Origin of the sequence: Lysinibacillus macroides, from assembly GCF_001281525.1 — a bacterium.
GTDB classification, from domain to species: Bacteria; Bacillota; Bacilli; order Bacillales_A; family Planococcaceae; genus Lysinibacillus; species Lysinibacillus macroides.
The window spans coordinates 1,027,624-1,050,156 of the sequence record NZ_LGCI01000005.1 but is presented as its reverse complement, the minus strand read 5'-3'; the positions used below and the strand labels follow the sequence as shown (position 1 = coordinate 1,050,156).

The following is a 22,533-nucleotide window of genomic DNA, read 5'->3' as shown; positions in this document are numbered from 1 at the left end:
TTAAATTTAAAGTTATTCTATTCAGGTAATGAAAGCCACCTATTCTCCATTAATCCGTTATAATGTCTCTTTTTATTATTTCCCATACAATAAATTAGGTCTTTATCACCAACATAAGCAGTATATTATCTCCACGCTATCTGTCAAAGAATTCAGATAAAGCGGTTTCTATATAAAATGTAGAACCAAGCTGCTTCACTCGCTCATACGACATATAGTAAATAGTGATTTGACCCTCTATTGCTAAACGTACCTCAAATAAATCATTATCCAAATGCGTTAATTCTAAGGAATTCATGCCATCTAATTGAAAATTTACTGTTTTCATCTATTATCACCTGTCTGGTAGTAGTAGTTTGTACTCCCTATTATACGAGTTTTAGCAACGCCCTATCCTCTTACTCACTTAAGATCCAAACAACATCCTAAAACTATATTTAAGATGAAAGCTCTACCTAAAGTAACAACTTGTTTTTATTTACGAGTTGTTACTTAACTTATTCTATGTTACGCTTTATAAATAGTCAGATATGTAAAGCTCTTGATGAAGCACAAACTTTAAAAGAGAGCTTTTATCATAAAAACCATTTTTATTTTAGGAGGATGTTATGTATTTAAAAAAGATTGGTATTTTGTCAACTTTGTCACTTTCCCTATTATTAACAGGATGTGGCAATAAAGAAGAAAAGGTTGTTTATGATGGTGTAGGAGAGGCTGTTAATTATACAGTGACTGGCATTGAACCTGGTGCAGGTATTACAGATGCTACACATAGAGTATTGGATGAATATGAGAATTTAGCAGGCTGGGAAATTGAAGAAAGTTCCACAGCAGGGATGCTTATTCTTTTGGATGAGGCTATCAAGAACGAGGAGCCAATTGTCGTGACAGGCTGGACACCACACTGGATGTTTGAAGAATTCGATTTAAAATTTTTAGATGATCCTAAAAATGTTTATGGTGGCATAGAGAACATTCATACCCTTGCAAGACTTGACCTTGATAAGGATATGCCAAATGCCTATAAAATTTTAGATGCTTTTCAGTGGGATGTAGAAGATATGCAGGCTGTTATGGCAGAGGCAGAAAAATCTTCATTTGAGGAAGCGGCTGAGAATTGGGTCACAAACAATCAGGAGAAGGTCAATGAATGGCTAGCAGGCACAGAAAAAGTCGATGGCGAAACCATTCGCGTCGTTTCTGTCCCGTGGGAATCTGAACAAGCCTCGTCCAATGTCATCAAATATGTCTTAACTGAACAAGGCTATAACGTCGAGCTAACAGAAGTCGATCCAGCTATCATGTTCCAAGCAGTGGCGATGGATTCTGCTGACGTTACCGTTGCCCCATGGCTACCAATGACGCATAAAACCTTCTATGAGCAGCACAAAGACAATGTGGTCGACTTAGGACCAAATATGGAAGGCGCACGCTCTGGCTTAGCTGTACCAACATATGTAGAGATTGATTCCATTGAAGAACTGGAAGCAAAATAAACCACGCTAAAACAGAAAAATCCATATATGCTGACACTTACTCAGCATATATGGATTTTTTGATGTAGGAACAGCAAATAATACATCCTATTTTAGAAATCTATAAAATTGCCTTTCAGCCTTAACCGTACTTTATTACCTATTGCTCTTCATTTCCACGTTGATTTTGCATGTTAATGATCTTCGATTTATATTACTAAACTCATGAACAAAAAATATAAAGAATTCATCTTCTGCTTGAAAATCCTTGCTTTATGTACGTAGCTTACCATCCTAATGATAAAATTAGAATTTATTAGCTTGGATTCTCCAAAAAGATATTGTACTACTAGATAAGCACTAAGTTAGCTTATCCTATAACACACGCTCACTAAATCTAAGTTATTTTCGCAGCTATTTTGATATTTTTCATTAATTATTCAAATAGTTTTTTAATAGCTCAACTTCAAACATTGCTTTTTTTGCCAGTTTCGTTGTTTCTATAAGCTGCGGTTGCATTTCTGTATTTTTTGCTGTTTGTTGCATGATGACCTCAACTTTTGCCTCAAGTCTATCTAATTTTACACCTTGGTTATCAACTTTCGCTTCAAGCTTATCTAACTTCTCGCTTTGACTATCAACTTTCGTTTCAAGCTTGTCAACCTTCGCCTCAAGTTTATCAACTTTCACCTCGAGCTTATCTACTGTAATCTTTAATTCCTTCAAGCCTTCTTGCATCTCGCTCAACATGTTAACTAATGTATGAAACTCACCCTTGTCCACCTTTATCCCTCCTCCACCATAAAATTATGTTGTTAAATTATATCATATAAAGCTGTAGTGGACTATATGTGTATTATGGGCCTAAACTCTCGTTATCTATCAATAAACAACTAGAGCCTTCTCAATAATTTTACGCGCTATGACGATGAAATGAGAGAGTATACTTTTAATTAGCTTTACTTTTAGCTAACTTACTTCGCTCTATGAAGCAGTTATACCGCTATTAGATAACTGATAACGAAACAATTGATCTTAATTACAAGCATATTCTTACAAATGTTTTAAACATTTAAGAATAGGATTGATCTCAATCAAATTAAAACGACTGTATGAATAAAATAGAACTCGATACTGTTATCTACTTTACAGTTTTTAAATAGGAATGTAAAGATTGTTATAGAGCTCGTGTCGAATTTTAGGAGCAATTGAATAAGCGTAATAAAAAGACTTGCATATAGATGACAAGTCCTTTTGCATCAGTTAGTAGGAAGTGTAGGAACCTCAAATAAATATCCATCATAAAAAACAAATTGTATATAGTTATTATTTAATTTGTAAGTAAATGTTGTTAATAAACCATTATTTGGAGAATCCATAAAACCTGTATACTCCCCTTCTCCTAATAGTTCGTTAACTTCTGATAAAGGCATTCCTTCAACAAGTTGGTTATATCCATCTAGTGAAAGCTCAGGTGTATGTGTTAACCCTGCTTGACTAGCCACTCCTAATTTACCGTTAAAAAACGTTAATGAAGGACTAGAGTACCTAACTCCTTTATAATCGTAGGATTCTATTCCTTCAGATATAGATGACATAGTTTGGTCAAGGGTTCCCTCTAAATTTATTAAAGTTGTAACTTCTTCATAAGTCATATTTGGCTGTAGTAACTTAAATAATTCTATAGTCATTTCTGATGAAGGTTCAGCTTCTTGTTCTTCTTGACTATAAGTTATTTCCTGCGTCTCAATAGTATTTTCATTGCTTTGCTCCTTAGGAATCTCTTGTTCATCGCTATAAGAATTATTATAAATATTATAAGCTATGTAAGTCGTACTACAGGCAATTATTGACAGCATAACAACCATGATAAGTAATATTTTTGATTTCATCCCTATACCTCCGTTTATTTCCTTGTAATTAATTTTATCTTATCTAGTAATTTATTGGTAGCCTTATATAAATCTTTATACTCATTAGAATTACGTTTAAGTCTAATATTACTATTACACAAAAGACATCTGAAGAAGGTCATACAATATCCTTTGTAATGGCTAGTATACGAATTTTAAATATGACTTTCTTATGATGAATTTCCTCATTGTCAAATCCACCACTAACTGATTCATCTATTGAATTTGTATCAGTAGAATGAATTATGACATTACCATTTTCAATAATATTTACGTTTATAACACTTTCAAATAGAAAAGCATCCATCATATATCGGGTATTTAGTACTGTATTCCTGTGGATCAATCTACTCTAGTTATTAAATCCAAAGTTTTTCCGTGCTTTCAAAAAACAGCACTATTTAAATCATTAGACATAAAGATATCATCTAATTGGTATTTAAATTTTATTTCATCTTAAATGGTCAGCCTTTACTTGTCGGGGTGAATCAATTTCAAATTTCTCATGTAATCACTTAGCAAAAAGTTTTAAAGACTGCTCGACTTCATCATCTTTTTAGATAATCCTTTTGCCGCACAATCCTTCATAATTAATGGCCAATTTCTATTTCAGACAAAAAACACCTCCAATCCTACAAGCCGAATACCGGCACTGACCTAAAAAAATGAGACAAATAAAAACACCTTTCGTTGAAAAACGGGTATTGTACCTTATCAAATCAATGTGGAGGTGTTTTTCTATGGGGACAAGAGTGAGTTACCCAGTGGAAGTGAAAATGAAAGCAATTGAAATGAGATTAGCAGGCATTCCTGTAAAACAAGTACTAGAGGAGCTAAATATTCGTAACCATTCTCAGTTAAAAACATGGATGAAATGGTACAAGAACGGCGAATTACATCGTCTTGAACAGCCAGTAGGAAAACAATATACATTTGGCAAAGGGCCTGAATATGAAAGTGAAACCGCTAAGTTACAAGCAGAGAATCGTTATTTAAAGCAACAAATTGAAGTGTTAAAAAAGTACGCAGAGTTGGAGAGGAAGTGGTCCCAAAAGTTGTAGTAGAGCTAGTAGAGGAGTTAAAAGAAAGGATGCCGATTGGTGAAATCTGCCGTCATTTAGGTGTAGCTCGTTCGTCGTATTATCGCTGGAAGGTCAATGAAAATAAATTCACTCAAAAGGATCTTCGAGACCAACAAATTGGCGACTTGTGCAAGTTACACAAATTCAGATACGGCTATCGAAAAATCACAGAATTACTTACTGACATTAGTGAGAAAACGGTGCAACGTGTGATGCAAAAATACGGCTGGCAATGTCGTGTAAAGGTAAAGAAACGTAAACGTACGGGACAACCAGCTCACATTGTTCCTAACTTATTAGCACGTGATTTTACGGCATTAAAACCGCTAGAAAGGCTCGTAACAGATATTACTTACTTGCCTTTTGGACAATCTATGATGTACCTTTCAAGTATCTTAGACCTATTTAATGGCGAGGTTATTGCGTTTACAATTGGTTTTACACAAGATACCGACTTTGTCTTAGATACGCTAAATCAATTACCCGATCTACCAGAAGGCTGTATCCTGCATAGCGACCAGGGTTCTGTTTACACATCTTATGCATATCAGAAGGCAGTCAAAGAAAAAGGAATGACCATGAGCATGTCTCGTAAAGGCACGCCCGCTGATAATTCCCCAATTGAAACGTTTCACTCCTCGCTAAAGTCTGAAACGTTCTACCTCGATGATATTTATCGCACAACAAATGCGTGTGTCATAAATATTGTCGAAGAATACATTTACTATTATAACAATATTCGGATTAAAACGAAATTAAACAACCAGTCGCCGGTTCAATACCGTCAACTGGCTGTATAATAAGGTGTTTTCATACTGTCTCAAAAATAGTATTCAGTGCCTACCTGTAGATTGAAGGTGTTTTATAAATAATTCCAATAAATACTTCACTACTTATTGATGAATTAAATAAAATTTATTACATACATTTAGTAATTTATCGGGTAAGTTACACTGTATGAACATTTCACCCACGACATAAACCCTCATATACTAACACTTAACTCGCCATCATATCAATACGAATTTTATCGGCAATCATGGCGATGAACTCGGAATTGGTTGGTTTAGACTTTAGGTGGTGGACCGTGTAGCCAAACATGGATGAGATCGATTCATAGTTTCCACGATTCCAGGCAACCTCGATGGCATGACGAATAGCACGTTCAACTCGTGATGGCGTGGTGTTGAACTTTTTCGCGATTTCTGGATATAAAATTTTTGTGACAGAGCCAAGTAGCTCAATATCCTCAAACACCATTTGAATAGCTTCACGCAAATAGGAGTACCCTTTAATATGTGCGGGTACGCCAATTTCTTTAATAATTGCTGTAATCGTACTGTCTAACTGATGTTGGTTTAATTTTTGAGGTGCTGCTGGCTGTAAGACGCTTGATTTTTTGGGAAGTGTCGCTTTCTGGCCTGCACAGTGTAAAATCTTTTGTACCAATTGATCGAATTCAAATGGCTTTAGCATAAAGTAGGAGGCTCCTAATTCGACTGCCTGCTTCATAACATCTTCCTGACCAAAGGCAGTTAGCATAATGACTTGGATTGCTGCCATTTTGTCATTTTGATACATGGCCTCTAATACAGCTAACCCATCGAGATGGGGCATGATAATGTCGAGAAGCAAAATATCTGGCGTAAATTCCTCCAGCATTTGAAGACAAACTTTTCCATTTGAAGCAGTCGCTATAATTTCTATTTCTGAATGTCCCTGAAAATACTGTTCCATTGTTTTTAATAACTCACGATTATCATCTGCAATCGCTACTTTTATTTTTGTCATCCCAATTCCTCCTTCTGGACTTGCTTTGAACCGTTCAAAGCGATAACCTATCCCCTAATGCCTTTTTGGCACACTGTGAAATTTTCGACATTTTTGCTTGAAAAACCTTTTCTATTTTCGAAAATGAGTATGTAGTCCGATACTTTCTTTTTATATCGACAAGTTACGCTAAAGAATGGCAATTTGTCGCATGTCCTTATCCCTTATTTTAGATAAAAAAATAAAATAAAACTACAGTTTTTTAAATATCCTGTCATCTTGGAAGATATTTGGTAAAAGAATGAATAAAGGCAAAAATCCGCGATGTTTTCTGCGGAAAAAGGGTAGATAGAAATCAAGGGCTTATCATTACTTGCTTTAGCCCTATTATGCGATTTTCTCCACAGAACATAAAGCGGATTTTTGCCATGTATCCTTTCTTATGAGGACTTGCGTAACATTTCTGCTACTGTTAGTGCTGCTCCTTTTTTTGGCTCCTCCACAAACATATGCGTTACAGCACCCACAAAACGTCCATCTTGAATAATAGGACTGCCACTCATCCCCTGTAAAATACCACCTGTTTTTGCAATAAGCTTATCGTCAGATACGATAAATTCAAGGCGTTCATTGTCAAGCTTTGTAATTTCAATGGAAAAGGTTTCTACCTTACTGCCCTCTATGGCTGTGTAGATTTCTGCTTTTCCAAGTTTTATATCTTTTTCATGCATAATTTCAATGGCTTTGGGTAATCTTTGTTGATAACTGTCTTCCCAGCGTCCAAAAATACCATAAACCGTATTTTTATCGATGCTACCTAGCCGTTCTTGTTGTTTTTCAATGGAGGATATTTTATAGCCAGGTTGACCTGGTGTGCTTTTACGAATTTGTTGAATCGAAGCTAAGAAAATGGAACCAGCTTTAAATACCGGGGCTTCTTGTAGGGTTGAATCGATAATTTGATGACCAAGTGCACCATAATTTTTTGTCTCTGGATCAATATACGTCAATGTCCCTACTCCATCTGTTTCATCTTTTAAAAAGGAAATGACATGCTCTGCTTCTTGGTTTTGTAATGCCAGTGTAATTTGTTTGCCTTCACTATTAATCGTCCATTGCTGCTGTCCTTTTTGCGCAACAGCTTGCTTGGCATCAGCCAACGTTTTTACAGGTATATTATTGATTTTTTCAATAACCGCGCCTCCCTTCATCCACTGATTGGAAGCCAGTAGTACATCATGTGCGACAAATACATGTGATAATTGAAGCTGAATGCCAATTGCTTCACCCATCGGAATCAGCTTTTTAGCAGCCAAAGCTTGAATGGGCGTCATAAATAAAAAGATGAGCATAGGCAAAATGACTAATTGACGCCAACGACGATTCATACGACACCTCCTTTTCATTTTTGTCTTTTTACTATGTGTTGTTGTGTCATTCTTATAAGCGGTAAATATTTGTGCAAAATGAAAAAACCCAAAAACAGCTTCCACTGTTTTTGGGATTTGTATTAACGCAATTGCTTTTTGCGTTCTTCTGCCATTTTTAAAAGCTCTGTAGCATGTTGTAGGGTTAAATTGGTAATTTCTGCCCCAGACATCATACGACTTACTTCTACAATTCGTGCATGTTGATCAATTTCCGCTAATGATGTAAATGTTCGATCATGTTCGACTTCTTTTTTAATAAAATAATGATGGTCTGCCATTGCAGCAACTTGTGGTAAATGGGAAATACATAAAACTTGTGAATTAACGGAAATTGCAGCAATTTTTTCAGCAATTGCTTGTGCCACACGACCACTAACACCTGTATCCACTTCATCAAAAATAATAGAGGTAATACCATTAGAAGAAGAAAAAATTGTTTTTAGTGCCAGCATCATTCGTGATAATTCTCCTCCCGATGCAATTTTCGGTAAGGATTTTGGTGGTTCTCCCACATTTGTAGAGATATAGAAAACAATTTGATCCTTCCCATTAGCATCGAAATAGGGCAATTCATCGAAATTCACAATAAATTTTGCTTTTTCCATATGTAATTCACGTAGCTCTGCCATAATTGCCTCACTTAACTGTTGGGCAGCAGCTTTCCGTACTGTTGAAAGCTGTGTGGCTAGTTCATTTAATACAGTTTCCATTTCCACTACCCTACGCTCTTTTACCTGCAAAATTTCATCACGGTTCAGCAGCTTATTTAATTCTGTTTTAATTTTTTCATAATAGGCTAAAATTTCTTCCACCGTTGAACCATACTTGCGCTTTAAATTTTGCAGTAAGGCTAAACGTTGCTCTACGTCATTCAAACGAGCTGGATCAAATTCCAATTCATCTAAAGCATTTTTAACCTGATAAGCGGCATCCTGTAATGCATAAAAGGCAGTGGTCACGGCTTCAGAGGCCTCTTTAAATTGCTCATCAACAGTGGCAGCGTCTTCTAATGCACCCATGGCATTGCCAATCCAATCAAGACCCTTTGACTCCCCTTGGATGGCTTCATAGGCTGCACTAGAGCGTTCAAAAATTTTATTAAAATTCATGAGACGGCGACGCTCATCCAGAAGCTCGTCTTCCTCGCCAAGCTTTAAATTGGCTTCCTCTAGCTCCTTTATTTGAAATTGATACAAATCAATACGCTGTGCCATTAATTGCTCATCGATTGAAATGGAAGCAAGTTCCTTTTTAAGCAGACGGTATTCATCATACTGTGCACTATACGCTGTTTGAATCGATACAAGCTGCTCCTCTGCAAAGTGATCGAGTAAGTGAATATGTTGCTTCTCATCCATTAGCTCCTGATTTTCATGCTGACCATGAATATCAATTAAACTAGCTCCAATATCTCTTAGTACCGATAATGGCACAAGCTTACCATTGACACGGCAAATACTTTTACCTGAATCATTGAGATCACGACGTAAAATAATGGTGTCCTCCTCTATTTCAATACCAGCCTCCTCTAGTTTTTTGAGAACAGGATGATCTGTACTTGAAATTTGAAATAAGCCACCTAATTCTGCTTTTCTTGCGCCATGACGAATAAATTCAGAATTGCCACGTCCACCAGCAAGTAAATGGACAGCATCAATAATAATGGATTTCCCTGCACCTGTTTCACCTGTTAATACAGTTAAACCTTCTGAAAAACTAACGGTCAAATCCTCAATGATGGCAAAGTTTCGAATACTAAGCTCTCTTAACACAAAATGTCACCTCTGAATTAAATTCCCCGCTATTTTACAGCATATCTAATAAACGTTTTTTTGTATTTTCACGTTCATTTTCATCTCGACAAATAATTAAAATGGTATCGTCCCCAGAAATTGTGCCTAAAATTTCCGGCCAATCTAAATGATCAAGTAATGATGCGATAGCATTGGCATTCCCCGGAAGAGCCTTCATCACTAAAAAATGCGATGCCCCATCAATGCTGACAAAGGCATCTGCCAATGCACGATGTAATTTTTGCATAGGATTGAATCGTTGGTCAGCGGGCAAGCTATATTTATAACGTCCATCCTGTAATGGCACTTTCACCAAATGCAGCTCTTTAATATCGCGTGATACGGTTGCCTGTGTCACATTATAGCCTGCTTCCTTTAAAAAATCGACTAAATCATCCTGTGTTTCAATCTCATGATTGGCAATAATATCCCGAATTCGTATATGTCTTTGGCTTTTATTCATGGTCGTCACCTCTTATAAATAATTAAGTATATGTATATTTACACTACCATTTTCAACAAAAAAGCACAAGAAAAAACACGGCTCTTTGTGTGAGCACGTGTTATTTCAAGGTATTATGCGCTTCTTCGACAAGTGCATTAAAAGTTGTATATGCTGGAGTATCCTCTGCATCACTTGGATTCACTAAATGGAATAAAAATTCAATATTTCCTTCCCCACCTGTTATGGGAGAAAAAGAAGCATCTTTCACCACAAAGCCAAGTGCTGTTGCCATAGCAGCCGTCTTTTCAAGCACTTCGAGATGCACCTTTTTATCGCGGACAATCCCTTTTTTACCAACATTCTCTTTGCCCGCTTCAAATTGAGGCTTCACCAATGCCATCACATCGCCCCCTGGCAGCAGCAATGTTTTTAACACTGGTAAAATTAACGATAATGAAATAAAGCTAACATCAATTGTCGCAAAATCAGGCAAACCCTCTGTTAAGTCTGCCGCAGTTGTATAGCGGAAATTCGTTTTCTCCATCACGGTAACACGTTCATCGGAGCGAATTTTCCATGCTAATTGGTTAGAGCCTACATCGAGTGCATAGCAATGTCTTGCACCATGCTGTAAGGCACAATCCGTAAAACCGCCCGTAGAGGAGCCAATATCAAGCATTAGCTTCCCCTCTACAGACATATCAAAAATTTGCAGTGCCTTTTCTAGCTTTAAGCCACCGCGGCTTACATATTTTAAATCAGAGCCCTTTACTTGTAACGGGGCATCAATCGCAATTTTTTCGCCTGCCTTATCGATGCGAATTTCATTTGAAAAAACAAGTCCTGCCATAATGGAGCGCTTTGCTTTCTCTCTCGTTTCACACAATCCGCGCTCTACTAGTAAAAGATCTACTCGTTCTTTTGGTTGTTTTGTCATTATTTATTCAAACCTACTTGCTGTTTTTGTTGAAGTAATACATGCATACGTGCCACTGTATCCTCTGCTGTCATATGAATTTCTGCAAGCAGCTGGTTGACATCGCCATGCTCAATATATTGATCTGGAATACCCATACGATCAATTAATGCATGAAGATAGCCATGGTCGTGAGCAAATTCTAATACTCCACTCCCAAATCCGCCTTGTAAAACAGCTTCCTCAATCGTTAAAATCGGTTTACAGCTGGATAAAATGCGGTGTAGCATCTCCTCATCCATCGGCTTGATAAAACGTGCATTCACGACTTCAATATCAATACCTTGCTGCGCTAACATATCCGCAGCGGCTATTGCCATTGGAATCGTTGTACCAAAGGTTAAAATAGCACCGTCTTTCCCCTCACGTAATACTTCCCAGCTACCGATTGGTAAAGCAACAAGCTCCTCATCCAATGGCACACCAATGCCGTTACCACGTGGATATCTGAGCGCAATTGGACCACCATCGTAATCAATCGCCGTTTTCACCATATGCTGGCCTTCGTTTTCATCCTTTGGCATCATAATGGTCATGTTTGGAATATGGCGTAGAAAAGCAATATCAAAGACACCTTGATGTGTTTCACCATCTGCTCCAACCAAGCCCGCTCGATCAATGCCGATAAATACATTTAAGTTTGGACGAGCAATATCGTGGAGCACTTGGTCATATGCACGTTGTAGGAATGTTGAGTAAATCGCTAAAAATGGCTTCATTTTTTGCGTAGCGAGCCCTGCTGCCATTGTTGCCGCATGTTGTTCAGCAATCCCTACATCAAAGAAACGATTTGGAAAATCTTGTTGAATACCTTGCAATTTCGACCCAACAGGCATAGCAGGCGTAATCGTCACAATTCGTTCATCCTCATGGGCAATTTTACGAACTGTCTCTGCGATTAAGCTACTCCATGCTGGCCCCTTTGTCGTTGATTTTACAAACGCACCATTGTCAATTTTATAAGGTCCTGTCCCATGCCAGTTACCAATTGTATCATCTTCAGCAGGTTTATAGCCCTTACCTTTTTTCGTAATGACATGCACCAGGACTGGTCCTCTCACTTTTTTCGCATGTGATAAAGTCATTTCCAGCGCCTCAAAATCATGCCCATCAATAGGTCCTAAATATTTAAAGCCTAGCTCCTCAAAAAATACACCTGATACCACTAAATATTTAAGACTATCCTTTAAACGCTCCGCTGTTGATGCAAGCTTACCACCAAGCACAGGAATTTTATTAATTAACGATTCCAGCTCTTCCTTCGCTTTGGAGTATTCCTTCGCTGTGCGTAAACGTCCTAACACATTGTGTAATGCACCAACATTTGGCGCAATCGACATTTCATTATCATTCAAAATAACAATCATATTCGTTTTCGCATGGCCAATATGATTTAAAGCCTCCAGCGCCATACCACCTGTTAATGCACCATCTCCAATAATGGGAATAACAAAGTTTTTGTCTTTCTTAATATCACGTGCTGCCGCCATACCCATGGCTGCTGATAAGGACGTCGAGCTATGACCTGTTTCCCACTCATCATGTTCACTCTCCACGCGCTTTGGAAATCCACAAAGCCCTTTGAACTGACGTAGTGTGTCAAATTGACTCGCACGACCTGTTAAAATTTTATGCACGTAAGCTTGGTGGCCCACATCCCACAAAAACTTATCCTTTGGACTGTCAAACATTTTATGCAGCATGATCGTTAACTCCACTACGCCTAAATTCGGCCCGATATGCCCACCTGTGACAGAACATTTTTCGATTAAGAAGGTACGTATATCTTGGGCAAGCTGCTCAAGCTCCTTCTTATCTAAGTTTTTTAAAAAGGATGGACTAGTTATTTTATTTAAATCCACCTTTCTCACACACCTTTTCAATAAAATATTCACCGTAATTGTGTTTCCACCATTATAACAGTGTTATCAATATGCTAAAAGTCCGAGCACTTTATTGTTTAGCTTTTTGCAAACGTTCTCACCTATTCTAGCACATTCTTTTCCCTCAACGCCTTGATTTTCTCTTAGTTTTTACGATGAACAATATAGGATGCAAAATCACGCAATAAGCTGGCATCTAGCGGTAATTGATCAAGCGCTTGAATAGCATGGTGGTAATGCTCCGCCAGCTTTTCTTTTGCTCCCTCCAATGTTAAAAGAGCTGGATATGTGCTTTTATCACTTGCCACATCCTTTCCAGCTGTCTTTCCAAGTTCTTCTGTTGTCCCCTCAATATCTAAAATATCATCTTGAATTTGGAAAGCTAGTCCGATATGATGGGCATATTCTTTTAATGTTGCACGATCTTGTGCTGAAGCATCCGCTAGTACTGCACCTGCCTCAATACTAAATCGCAATAGCGCGCCTGTTTTACTGACATGCACCTGCTCAAGCTCCGCTAAAGTAAGCTGGCGCTGCTCACCATCCATATCAAGCACCTGCCCGCCAACCATGCCTTCTCCTCCTGCTGCAACGCTTAATAGTTCAACAAGTTCAATACGCTTCTCAGCAGAGATATCCATACGTGCTAAAATACCAAATGCCAGTGTATTTAATGCATCTCCAGCAAGCGTGGCAAGCGCATCTCCATACATTTTATGATTCGTTGGCTTCCCTCTTCTAAAATCGTCATTATCCATGCTTGGTAAATCATCATGAATTAAAGAATACGTATGAATAATTTCAATCACCGCGCCTACTATGAAGCCATCCTGCAAATTTTTACGATACAGCTCCAGTACAGCTACTACAAAGAGTGGACGAATTCGCTTACCGCCAGCCTTTAACGAATAGAGCATTGATTCCTTTAAATTAGCTGGAGCCTCTATTTTTTCAACCAGTGCAAACATTGTTTCTTCAATTTGTGGTGTGTTACTTTCAATAAAATACTTTAATGTCTCATTCATTCGCTAGCTCTCTCCCTTTGATGGATCAAATGCTGTTGTCTCACCATTTTCTTGCACAATGGATACTAATTGTTCCTCTGCATGTTGCAGCTTATGATGGCAAAATTTCGATAGTTCCATTCCCTGCTTATATAAATCAATTGCATTTTCCAATGGCACATCACCTTGTTCTAGCTGACGAACAATTTCTTCTAGTGCTGTCATCGCTTCGGCAAACGTTTGTTGTTTTTCTGTCACAACGATTCCCCCTCATTCTTTGGTAAGATATTCGTCACTTTAGCTATGACCTTCCCATCATGGAAGGTCAGTACCAGTTGATCCTGCTTTTGCACCTCAGTAGCGGATTTAATCACCTGTTGATCTTTGGAAGCTACTGTAAAGCCTCGTGTTAAAATAGACAGTGGATTCAAAGCCTCCAGTGTTCTAACCGTTGCCTCAAACTGCTGCTGCTGCTTTGCCACATAATACGTTGTAGCACGTGCTAATTGTTGGATACGCTCCTCAAGCTCCCGCTGATGGAAAGCAAGTGCCTTTTTAGGTGAATGCTGCTCCACCGTACTATGTAATTGTTGAAGCTGTGCGGCTTTCTTCATTAAATCCATCTGCATGGCTGTTTGTAAGCCAGACTCGAGCTGTGCCAATCTTTCCGTGAATGGTCGATAAAGTCTTTCTGGCATTGACAATGGATAAGACTGTCGGAGCTTATTTAGACGCTGTCGTTCAGCCATAAGTTGCGACCTTACTAGTTGATGAAGCTGTGATTTTTGCGCAAGCACACGCTGGTATAGTTCTGCTTGATCTGGTACAGTCATCTCAGCGGCTGCTGTTGGTGTAGGGGCACGTAAATCAGCTACATAATCGGCAATCGTCGTATCTGTTTCATGACCGACTGCGCTAATAATAGGGATTCGGCTGTCAAAAATAGCTCGTGCCACGATCTCCTCATTAAATGCCCATAAGTCCTCAATCGAGCCTCCACCACGGCCTACAATCAACACGTCACAGCTTGCCTCTCGATTAGCTCGTCTAATATTTTGCACAATATTTGGTGCCGCCTGCGCTCCTTGCACAAGTGTCGGATAAATCAACACGTTAGCAAGCGGATAACGTCTTTTTAGCGTTGTACAAATATCTCGAATCGCTGCTCCTGTTGTCGATGTAACTACACCAATTGTTTCAGGAAACGTTGGGATCGGTTGCTTCCACTCAGGCTTAAACAGCCCCTCTTTTTGTAATTGCTCTTTTAATTGATTGAAGGCAACAAATAAGCTCCCAATGCCATCGGGCTGCATTTCCTGCACATAGAGCTGATAGGTTCCATAGCCTTCGTATACGTTTACATCCCCACGAATAAATACTTGCATGCCTTCCTTTGGCTCAAAGGCTAATTTGGCCGCTGCCGTTTTAAACATTGTAGCCGCAATCCGCGCTCCATCATCCTTTAATGTAAAGTAAATATGACCGGATTGATGAAGTTTAACATTTGATAGCTCCCCCTTCACATACACTTCACGTAAATGTGGGTCCGCATCAAATTTTCGTTTAATATATTTTGTTAATGCTTTTACTGTTAAATAAGAAGCAGAGGACATATTTTCGGCTCCTTTACTAAAATCAAGTTTTTCGCAAAACTACACCTATCATACCATTTTTTATGGTTGTTGACGTGTCAAAATACAGTTTTGCTAGAAAAAATAGTGATCTTGTAGGTGAATGAAAATAACTATCACATATTCATACATGTTCTAGCAGTTATGATATACAATAAAGCCTCATAACAACATTGGTTATGAGACTTTATCTGTTAATAAAATAATAAGATAAGTGTACCTACAATAAAACAATAATAGGTAAAGTAGCTAAGCTTGCCACTTTTCATAATCCATAAACCAGCGCATGGCAAAATATGTCATCAGCAGTGTGGCAATAAAGGTAGCTGTATAGGGGAGCGCTAGTGCACCTTTATGAGGCTCCTCTAAAAAATCTGTAATTCCCAGCACGACTCCTCCTAAACTCACAGGAATATAAAGCATAAAGGAAAAACGCAAGGCTGTATCCTGCTTCATCCCTACTCCAATAGCTGAAATAATCGTGGCGCCTGAGCGGCTAATACCTGGTGTCAAAGCAACTGCTTGCCCTAGTCCTACAATTATGGCGTCCTTAACACGTAAATCCGTATCTTTTTTCTTGCCGTGCCTATTACGAATTAACCATAATGCGATCCCTGTGACAAATAACATGAAAGCAATGGTTGTCATACTGACATTATCCGCAATAATATCGCTTAATAACACGCCTAAAACGCCTGCCGGAATGGAGCCAATGATGATATACAAAGCAAAACGAAAATCCGCAAGATAACGCTTTTCATGTGTCTTTAGATAAAGGAAAAAATGCGTAAGAAGGCGAACAATATCCTGACGATAAATATAAATAATAGCGAATAACGATGCTGTATTGGTTAAAATGGCAAAGGTAAAGCCTTGCTCACCAAGTCCAAGTATTTCGCTGGCAATCATCACATGTCCACTAGATGATACAGGGATTGGCTCTGTAAAGCCCTGGACAAGACCAATAATGATATGCTTCACAATTAACACAATATCGATGTTTTCCATAAAAACCTCCTTCTAACTATGTATGTGCCAAACGTTACATTAGACGTCAAGAATAACGTAAAAGTTCTCAATAGCACTTCATAAAAAAAGCCACCTCATACCAATGTGTGGACACTGAAAAACTAAAAAAATTCATTCTTTTATTAGATTTGAAAACTTAAAAAAGCCGATTTGCATCACATTTTTTTGTGGCAAATCGACTTTTTCAGTGCCCTCCACCAATGTGGAGATGACTTTTTCATTTAATTAGCAAGCTTATTTTCAGCAGCTTGCACAGTATTGAATAATAACATGGTAATGGTCATTGGGCCAACACCGCCTGGTACTGGAGTGATAGCAGACGCAATATCCTCTACTTCAGCAAAGCTTACATCACCACAAAGCTTATTATTATCATCACGATTAATGCCCACATCAATGACAACCGCACCTTCTTTAACATGCTCTTTTGTAATAAAGTTAGCACGTCCCACAGCGGCAATTAATATATCCGCTTGCTTTGTAAAGAAAGGTAAATCTGGCGTTTTCGAATGCGTATACGTAACCGTTGCATCTTTTTGTAATAAGAGTTGTCCCATTGGCTTACCAACGATATGACTGCGCCCTACGATCACCGCATGCTTCCCTGCAATTTCAATTCCTGAATACTCGAGAAGCTTCATCACGCCAAATGGTGTACAAGGTAAAAACGTTTCTTGGCCAAGCATCATTTTCCCAACACTAACAGGGGAGAAGCCATCAACATCCTTCTCAACAGCGATCGTTGCAATCACTGTGTCCTCATCAATATGTTTTGGAAGCGGCAATTGTACTAAAATACCATGAATATCTTCACGTTGATTGAGTAATTGAATTTGTGTTAACAATTCTTCTTGTGTTGTTGCCTCTGGCAGCTTCACAAGCTCAGAAAACATGCCAATCGCTTCACAAGATTTCTGTTTATTTCTCACATATGTAGCCGAGGCTTGGTTATCTCCAACTAAGACAACCGCTAAGCCAGGTGTTACCCCTTGCTCCTTTAAACGCTTAACGCGCTCCGCTACAGCATGACGAATTTCTTGACCAATTTCTTTACCATTAATAATTGTACTTGACATAAACCCTCGTTACTCCTTCCAATTCAACACATTATTCTTGTTCTGTAAATTTAGAAAGTACGCCATTGACGAATTTAGATGACCCTTCATCGCCAAATGTTTTACATAACTCAATTGCTTCATTCAGTACTACTCTTTTTGGTGTTTCAGGCATATATAGCAGCTCGTATACAGCTAGGCGTAAAACAGTTCTTTCAATTTTCGGTAAACGGGCAAGTGACCACTTTTCGAGATGCTGCTCTAAAGTAGCATCAATTTCCTCCAATTGTTCAGCTGTTCCAGTAACAATCTTTTCATAGAAGGCATTTGTCGGTTGACCTTTAATATGGGCCATTGCTTCTTCAACTGTTAGATCTGTATTGTCTAGCTGAAACAAAACTTGCAACGCTTTTTCGCGTGCCTCATGTCGTTTCATGTAAAGCTCTCCTTCTTAAGTGGCATTAAGGTTTATAATAGCATAAAATCCTAGGAGAAACACGATTTCAAGCAAGTTTTCAATAATCTGAAACCTTTTTCAAGCAACTTTTTACTTAAGTTAGCGGTTCAATCAATCTTCTTCTAAAATGTTATAATAAAGGCCGTTAAAATAATTTTCCCAAGGTGTCCATTGTGCATTTGTACAAGCTGTAAAGAAACCTTTCAAGCTGCTTACGAGAGAAGAGTAATATAAATAACAGAAGGAGCGCATATCTCACCTATTTTATGGTAAGAACGGCAAACATAAAATTCGCTTTGATGCTATTCAAAATTTCTTTTGTTATTCCTAGCCATTAGAGGCGCTCTGCCGAAAATTTTTTTAAACACAAAATACAAACAAATCTTTTGACCCTATAGTTACTATAGGGTTTATTGTATGGTATGGACCTATTTTAGTAGTTATAGTTCTCATATATTGTAAATGATTAAAGGAGAAAGTTATGAGCAAGCAACAAAATGTAACATTAGCCATTTTATTATCCAATCTATTTATTGCCTTTTTAGGTATCGGTTTAGTCATCCCTGTACTCCCAACACTTATGAATGAGCTGAATATTTCAGGCTCTATTGTTGGCTTTATGGTCGCTGCCTTTGCCATTACGCAACTGATTGTATCACCCATCGCTGGTAAATTGGTTGATCGCATTGGCCGTAAAGTGATGATTGTAGCAGGCCTTTTTATTTTTGGTCTTTCAGAGTTATTATTTGGACTGGGTCGTACAGTTGAGATTTTATTTATCTCCCGTATGCTGGGTGGCGTTAGTGCAGCCTTTATTATGCCCGCTGTTACTGCCTATATTGCAGACATTACCACACTACAGCAACGTCCAAAGGCGCTTGGCTATATGAGTGCTGCCATTAGTACAGGCTTTATTATTGGTCCTGGGCTTGGTGGATTTTTAGCTGAATATGGTACACGTATACCATTTTATGCTGCTGGGATACTAGGCTTTATAGCAGCTCTTCTATCCTTGTCATTATTAAAAGAGCCAACACGTTTAATAAATGAGGGAGAGGCTTCCCCTTCTATGCTTGGTAGTGTAAAGCGTGTTTTTAGCCCGCTTTATTTTATTCCATTTTTTATCCTTTGGCCTTGCAGCCTTTGAGTCCCTTTTTAGCTTATTTGTTGACCACAAATTTGCTTTTACACCAAAAGATATTGCCATTATTATTACAGGAAGCGGCATTATAGGAGCATTAGCACAATTAATGTTATTTGATTGGCTTACAAAGAAAATGGGAGAAATTAATGTTATTCGCTACTCGCTTATTTTATCGGCTGTTTTAACATTCGCAATGACAGCTGTCAGCCATTATTTTGCCATCTTACTGGTGACATTCTTTATTTTTGTAGGCTTCGATTTAATACGCCCTGCCATCACGTCCTACTTATCCAAAATTGCAGGCAATGAGCAAGGCTTTGTGGGAGGTATGAACTCCATGTTTACAAGTCTTGGCAATATATTTGGACCAATTTTAGGCGGTAAATTATTTGACATTGATTTAAACTATCCATACTACTTTGCAACAGTCGTTTTAGTGCTTGGCGTAATACTAGCGATGTTTTGGAGAAAACCCAAACATATTGACATATAACGATTCAATAACAAAGGATTGCCCTTCCCATGAAGGACAATCCTTTTATTTATGATTCATGTGCTGTCGGTTCTTCTTTTTCAAAATGAATGCCTGTAATATGTACATTCACTTCCGCTGTTTCCAGTGCCGTCATATTAAAAATCGCTTGGCGTATTTGCGTTTGTACTTCCTTTGCAACCTTCGGGATGGTATATCCATATTTCACAGAGCAAAATACATCGATTGCAATGTCACCAGTTTCCGTTACCCCTGATTTTATGCCTTTATTGTGTACTTTTTTACCAAAACGTTCAACAACACCTGTAGCAATATTGCCCCGTGTTGCAGCAATACCTTCAATCTCATTTACTGCGATTCCTGCCACAATCTCGATTACCTCAGCCGCTACCTCTATTTTTCCTAGCTCTTCTTTTCCAGAAGGTGTTGGTTGTACGAAAGATTGTCCTACTTTCTCTGCCATGCAAATATCATCCTTTCCCTTGCACATCACAAACAAATGCTATACTTACGTTTATTATACTATAAAAAAGAACGTTTGACTGTCGAAAGCCATTTTATCTGATAAATTTAAAAGGTTGGACGACAAAGTTTAATTTTTATTCAATCATGTTAATAATCTGATCATTAAATTTAACAAACGAAAGTTTTTTATGCTGAACGTTATATCGTAGAGGGTCCCTTCATATAGTGGTTTGGTGAAAAGTTTTGCTATCACAATTATATTTAGGGGGAAGTACAATGGAATACGAACAAAATCAGTTACGAACAGCAAAGAATTTACAAGATAATGCATCTACTCAAAGCTTTGCAGACCAGCTCTATGAACAAATTACTTCAGTTATTGGTGGCAGTAATGCAAATCAATTTTTTTGTATGAGCCTTCCCGGGACGTTAATTGATGCCTCGCAATATGCCTATGACATTGACAATAACGAACCGAAGCCAGCTTATGTACGCGCGAATGAATCAAAGCTTGTCAATAAATTATTCGATGCTTGTCAAATGACAGCCTCTGATAATGGACGACACCTATCCACACAGTATAAAACGGCACTAGATATGCTCACACCTAAATTAAATAGTAAGCTTTTTGAGGCTAAAAACAAGCTGCGCGAAGTATTAATGACGCCATATCCTTATAATTTTGGTGATGGTAAGCAGGATGTACTAACGCTTGAGCAAGTTTTCTACCGACTGTATAGCGATTATGTAGAGGCAAAGCAGCAATGGGCAGAAAAACAAGTAGCCAAGAAAAATGCGCTTGAGAAAAAGTACCCAGAGCATACAGCCGAAGCCTATAAGCAACGTAATAATGAATTTTTAGATTGGTATGAAATAACAGCGGAGGCAGAAGTGCTTGGTGTCGATGAAAAGCTCGGTAAAGTATTGAGCGTGTTTTCGCCAGGTGATATGGAAATTATTAATGGTATTTTAGATAGTGGTGTTGGGCGTGAAATTGCTGAGGCACGTTCTACGATTTCTAATGTTGGAAAAATGAATCCAGATGGTGGCCATGTCTTTCCTGTACAGCTTTATCCTGAAAATTGGTTTACTTTATTGAATACCTCCTTTACACCTGTTGACCTACTTGAAAGTCCAGCGGCATTGGCACAACAGCTTGCCATATTAGTAGCCCAGCGTAGCAATATTACAAGCAATATCAATTCGTTTTTAGCGATTATTCCAGATGAAGAAGACGTACAAGCATTAAAAAAGGCTTACGATGAGAGTGAGACAGCGTTTAAAACTGCCTTTGATGCATTGCAAAAAACATATGTTAATACAACAGTTGATATGTTAAAAACATTGGTTGATGTGATGGCTTCCCAAGCATTAGACGATGTAACAAAAGTCTTACCTTCAACGGTTGCACGCATTTTTGGTGTGGAGGTTGACAAGGTAAAAGATTTGCTTACTACACTAGGTGAAAACGGTAAGAAGTGTTTAGATGCACAAAATAATTTAATTGACAAGGCACAAAAGGCAACAGATGCTGCCATGCGCTATTTTGAAGAAAAAAATAAGCTTCAATTCAAATCCATGCTGTCTCCTTTGCAACAGCAACTTGAAAATACCAATCAGGATATTGAGGCATTAAAAGAAAAAATAAGGCTTGCCACCGTTTTACAAGCTTCAAAAGAAACTGCTGAGAAGGCAGATGAAAATGAGGTGGCACCCAATCATGTACCAGAGAACTTTACACAAATCATCCTTACATCTAGTTTAAAGGAAGCGAATCAAGCCTCCTCCTCCTATACGTCTGCTTCCTCCTCTAACTACGGTGTCTCCTTTTTCTTTGGAGGCTATTCCAGTAGCTCTAGTCATAAGGAAGCCGTCAACCAAGCATTCGCAAGTAGCTCAGAGATGTCCATCCAGATTGGTCTATCCGTGGCAAAGGTACAAATTGGGCGAGAGTGGTTTAACCCTGGTGTCTTTTTACTAACAGAGGATATGTATAATACATCCAGCAAATCCATTGCTCCAGCAAAAGATTATCAGGACTTTTCAAATGAACGCTTTAAAGAAATGAATCAATGTGTTTTCCCATGCTTCCCTACTGCGTTTGTTATTGCGCGAGATGTTACTATAAAATTTACGACAGCAACAGCCATGTCAAATTCATTTGCCCAAAGTATTGAAGAGCATTCATCGAGAGGCGGAGGGTTCTTTATTTTTGGCGGAAGTAGGTCTTCTTCCTCTTCCTCAGCGCAAAATAATTCTAGCGTACAATCCTCAGCGAATAGCGTGACGGTGCGCTTTACAAATCCACAAATTTTAGGCTATTATCTCGAAGCTACAGCCGCAGACAAAAGTGTCAGCATTAACAATGCAGAGGCTAGTGGCAATAAAGATTTCATCTCTATTTTTGAATTTGTTACAAAATTCCAAGAAATGCTAGATGATTACAATAAAAAATATAATAAGCAAACTTTAAACTTATAGGAGGAAC

General features: G+C 38.3%; 18 protein-coding genes and 2 pseudogenes. 4 read left to right on the top strand and 16 right to left on the bottom strand.

The features are described 5' to 3' along the window. Positions 1 to 136: 136 nt before the first annotated feature. Positions 137 to 328 carry a hypothetical protein gene (locus tag ADM90_RS08005; protein ID WP_053994459.1) on the bottom strand — a complete coding sequence of 64 codons (192 nt, stop codon included), beginning with the start codon at positions 326 to 328 and terminating at the stop codon, positions 137 to 139. A gap of 280 nt (positions 329 to 608) precedes the next feature. Between ADM90_RS08005 and ADM90_RS08000 the strand changes: the two genes are divergently transcribed. Next, the gene (locus ADM90_RS08000; RefSeq protein WP_053994458.1) at positions 609 to 1,496 is read left to right on the top strand and encodes a glycine betaine ABC transporter substrate-binding protein; all 888 of its coding nucleotides are present in this window, start codon (positions 609 to 611) and stop codon (positions 1,494 to 1,496) included. 411 nt (positions 1,497 to 1,907) lie between these two features. Here the strand turns inward: ADM90_RS08000 and ADM90_RS07995 are convergent, their stop codons facing one another. Together ADM90_RS07995 and ADM90_RS07990 are read right to left on the bottom strand one after the other, a co-directional pair. Then, positions 1,908 to 2,258 (bottom strand): hypothetical protein, encoded by a 351-nt coding sequence (locus tag ADM90_RS07995; RefSeq protein WP_053994457.1) that lies wholly within the window; start codon positions 2,256 to 2,258, stop codon positions 1,908 to 1,910. 476 nt (positions 2,259 to 2,734) lie between these two features. Continuing rightward, positions 2,735 to 3,367: a hypothetical protein gene (locus tag ADM90_RS07990; protein WP_053994456.1), complete on the bottom strand. Its 633-nt coding sequence runs from the start codon at positions 3,365 to 3,367 to the stop codon at positions 2,735 to 2,737. Between the two features lie 761 nt (positions 3,368 to 4,128). On the opposite strand from ADM90_RS07990, the gene ADM90_RS07975 reads away from it, so the two are divergent. Continuing rightward, positions 4,129 to 5,270 (top strand): IS3 family transposase gene (locus ADM90_RS07975; RefSeq protein WP_152927953.1). Its coding sequence is split into 2 segments (ribosomal slippage): positions 4,129 to 4,402 and positions 4,402 to 5,270, totalling 1,143 coding nucleotides; the frame shifts between segments, so codons are not numbered across the junction. A gap of 199 nt (positions 5,271 to 5,469) precedes the next feature. Here the strand turns inward: ADM90_RS07975 and spo0A are convergent. From spo0A to nusB, 12 genes and pseudogenes are all read right to left on the bottom strand, one after another. Continuing rightward, positions 5,470 to 6,261: a sporulation transcription factor Spo0A gene (gene spo0A, locus ADM90_RS07970; protein WP_053994454.1), complete on the bottom strand. Its 792-nt coding sequence runs from the start codon at positions 6,259 to 6,261 to the stop codon at positions 5,470 to 5,472. A gap of 419 nt (positions 6,262 to 6,680) precedes the next feature. Next, the gene (locus ADM90_RS07965) at positions 6,681 to 7,628 is read right to left on the bottom strand and encodes a SpoIVB peptidase S55 domain-containing protein (RefSeq protein ID WP_053994453.1); all 948 of its coding nucleotides are present in this window, start codon (positions 7,626 to 7,628) and stop codon (positions 6,681 to 6,683) included. A gap of 122 nt (positions 7,629 to 7,750) precedes the next feature. Continuing rightward, positions 7,751 to 9,442 carry a DNA repair protein RecN gene (gene recN / locus ADM90_RS07960; protein ID WP_053994452.1) on the bottom strand — a complete coding sequence of 564 codons (1,692 nt, stop codon included), beginning with the start codon at positions 9,440 to 9,442 and terminating at the stop codon, positions 7,751 to 7,753. A 34-nt stretch (positions 9,443 to 9,476) separates the two neighbouring features. After that, positions 9,477 to 9,926, bottom strand: a complete 450-nt coding sequence (ahrC, locus tag ADM90_RS07955) for a transcriptional regulator AhrC/ArgR (protein WP_053994451.1) — start codon at positions 9,924 to 9,926, stop codon at positions 9,477 to 9,479. 100 nt (positions 9,927 to 10,026) lie between these two features. Further along, positions 10,027 to 10,845, bottom strand: coding sequence for a TlyA family RNA methyltransferase (locus ADM90_RS07950; RefSeq protein ID WP_053994450.1), 819 nt, complete (start codon positions 10,843 to 10,845; stop codon positions 10,027 to 10,029). After that, positions 10,845 to 12,746, bottom strand: coding sequence for a 1-deoxy-D-xylulose-5-phosphate synthase (dxs, locus tag ADM90_RS07945; protein ID WP_053994449.1), 1,902 nt, complete (start codon positions 12,744 to 12,746; stop codon positions 10,845 to 10,847). The genes ADM90_RS07950 and dxs overlap by 1 nt, the downstream gene beginning before the upstream one ends. A 164-nt stretch (positions 12,747 to 12,910) precedes the next feature. Next, positions 12,911 to 13,792, bottom strand: a complete 882-nt coding sequence (locus ADM90_RS07940) for a polyprenyl synthetase family protein (protein WP_053994448.1) — start codon at positions 13,790 to 13,792, stop codon at positions 12,911 to 12,913. A gap of 3 nt (positions 13,793 to 13,795) precedes the next feature. Next, a complete protein-coding gene (locus ADM90_RS07935) occupies positions 13,796 to 14,029 on the bottom strand; it encodes an exodeoxyribonuclease VII small subunit (RefSeq protein WP_053994447.1) in 234 nt (77 codons plus the stop codon). After that, a complete protein-coding gene (gene xseA / locus ADM90_RS07930) occupies positions 14,026 to 15,384 on the bottom strand; it encodes an exodeoxyribonuclease VII large subunit (RefSeq protein ID WP_053994446.1) in 1,359 nt (452 codons plus the stop codon). Before xseA ends, ADM90_RS07935 begins: the two co-directional genes overlap by 4 nt. 212 nt (positions 15,385 to 15,596) lie before the next feature. Continuing rightward, positions 15,597 to 16,410: pseudogene (locus ADM90_RS07925) on the bottom strand (undecaprenyl-diphosphate phosphatase). A gap of 242 nt (positions 16,411 to 16,652) precedes the next feature. Further along, complete coding sequence (gene folD / locus ADM90_RS07920; protein ID WP_053994445.1) at positions 16,653 to 17,507, bottom strand: bifunctional methylenetetrahydrofolate dehydrogenase/methenyltetrahydrofolate cyclohydrolase FolD; 855 nt, start codon at positions 17,505 to 17,507, stop codon at positions 16,653 to 16,655. A gap of 31 nt (positions 17,508 to 17,538) precedes the next feature. Further along, complete coding sequence (gene nusB / locus ADM90_RS07915) at positions 17,539 to 17,922, bottom strand: transcription antitermination factor NusB (RefSeq protein ID WP_053994444.1); 384 nt, start codon at positions 17,920 to 17,922, stop codon at positions 17,539 to 17,541. 502 nt (positions 17,923 to 18,424) lie between these two features. On the opposite strand from nusB, the pseudogene ADM90_RS07910 reads away from it, so the two are divergent. After that, a pseudogene (locus ADM90_RS07910) lies at positions 18,425 to 19,580 on the top strand (MFS transporter). Between the two features lie 49 nt (positions 19,581 to 19,629). Here the strand turns inward: ADM90_RS07910 and ADM90_RS07905 are convergent. After that, complete coding sequence (locus tag ADM90_RS07905) at positions 19,630 to 20,043, bottom strand: Asp23/Gls24 family envelope stress response protein (RefSeq protein WP_053994443.1); 414 nt, start codon at positions 20,041 to 20,043, stop codon at positions 19,630 to 19,632. 278 nt (positions 20,044 to 20,321) lie between these two features. Here ADM90_RS07905 and ADM90_RS07900 point away from each other — a divergent pair, with 278 nt between their 5' ends. Continuing rightward, positions 20,322 to 22,526 (top strand): hypothetical protein, encoded by a 2,205-nt coding sequence (locus tag ADM90_RS07900; protein WP_053994442.1) that lies wholly within the window; start codon positions 20,322 to 20,324, stop codon positions 22,524 to 22,526. Positions 22,527 to 22,533: the final 7 nt, after the last annotated feature.